We start from the raw sequence: 1,421 nt of genomic DNA on the forward strand, positions 1-1,421 counted from the left end.
GCTCGCCGAGCACGCCGCAGGACTGTCCACCCTGCGCGTCCGCGGAGTCATGGCCGTTGCGCCGCTCGACGAGCCGCCCGCGGCGGCATTCGCGCGGCTGCGGGACTGCGCGGGCACGGTGCGCGCCGTCGTGCCCGACGCGGACTGGATCTCGGCAGGCATGACCGCCGACTTCGCCGAGGCGATCGCGGCCGGCGCGACACACCTTCGGATCGGGTCGGCAATCACGGGTCCCCGGCCCGAACGCGGTTAACCTCGGAACAGATGAGCACTACGGAGGATGCGATGTCGAACCCGCTCAAGAAGACCATGGTGTACCTGGGCCTCGCCGACGAGGAAGAGGTCTACGACGAGCCCGCGCCGCAGCCGCGTGCCCGCACCTCCGAGAAGTCGATCGAGAAGGCCGCACCGGTGACGCCGATCCACCGTCCCGCGGTCGTCCGGCAGCCGACGCCGTCCGCGATCAACGAGATCCTCACGGTCCACCCGAAGCAGTATCGCGACGCGCAGGTCATCGCCGAGAACTTCCGCGAAGGCGTTCCGGTGATCATCAACCTGTCGCAGATGAGCGATGCCGACGCCCGCCGGCTCATCGACTTCGCGAGCGGCCTGTCGCTCGGCCTGTACGGTCGCATCGAGCGCGTCACGAGCAAGGTGTTCCTGCTCTCGCCCGAGAACGTCGCCGTCTCGGGTGACGGAGCGGTCGCTCAGGCGGATCCGGAGTCGGTTCCGTTCTCGCAGCCGTAATCTGGCTACGTGGCCGTCGTCCAACTCATCGCATCGATTCTCAACCTCGCGCTTCTGCTTTACGTCTTCGTACTGCTGGCGCGACTGATCCTCGACTGGATCCCGTTCTTCAACCGCGAATGGCGTCCGCGGGGCGCAGGGCTGGTCGCCGCCGAGGTCATCTACACCGTCACCGACCCGCCGATCAAGCTGTTCCGCCGGTTCATCCCGCCCCTGCGCGTCGGCGCCATCGCGATCGACTTCGGCTTCGCGCTGACGATGCTGCTGTGCTTCATCCTGCTCAGCGTCACGCGCGCGATCGCGGCCTGACCCGGATCACCCCGAACCGCGTCGCCGACCTTCGACACTCCCGGAACCCGCGGCTATGCTTGCCTGATACGACCGGACGCCCAGCGACCGGCATCGACATCGGCCAGCGACCAGCGCGCTCGAAAGAGGAATCACCATGGCATTGACCCCCGATGACGTCGTCACCAAGCAGTTCCAGCACGTCCGGTTCAAGGAGGGCTTCGACCCCGACGAGGTCGACGACTTCCTCGACGAGATCGTCGTCGAATGGCGCAAGACCATCGCCGAGAACGAGGAGCTGAAGGCCAAGCTGGCGGCGTACGAGTCGGGGGCCGCTCCCGCTCGTGCGGTCGAGGCCGCGCCGGTCACCGAGGCGCCCACCGCCG

The 1,421-nt window shown here is 67.8% G+C and carries 3 protein-coding genes and 1 pseudogene; all 4 read left to right on the forward strand.

Annotated features, from left to right (window positions below; all coding sequences use genetic code 11):
* Positions 1-253: pseudogene (locus EIO58_RS17850) on the forward strand (alanine racemase); the annotation flags it as partial.
* A 32-nt stretch (positions 254-285) separates the two neighbouring features.
* Positions 286-747, forward strand: a complete 462-nt coding sequence (locus EIO58_RS17855; RefSeq protein WP_127820550.1) for a cell division protein SepF — start codon at positions 286-288, stop codon at positions 745-747.
* A gap of 9 nt (positions 748-756) precedes the next feature.
* Positions 757-1,056, forward strand: a complete 300-nt coding sequence (locus EIO58_RS17860; protein ID WP_127820548.1) for a YggT family protein — start codon at positions 757-759, stop codon at positions 1,054-1,056.
* A 136-nt stretch (positions 1,057-1,192) separates the two neighbouring features.
* A partial coding sequence (locus tag EIO58_RS17865) for a DivIVA domain-containing protein (protein WP_127820549.1) occupies positions 1,193-1,421 on the forward strand: 229 nt, incomplete at its 3' end.

This window comes from Microbacterium sp. CPCC 204701 (genome assembly GCF_004010105.1).
Taxonomy (GTDB): domain Bacteria; phylum Actinomycetota; class Actinomycetes; order Actinomycetales; family Microbacteriaceae; genus Microbacterium.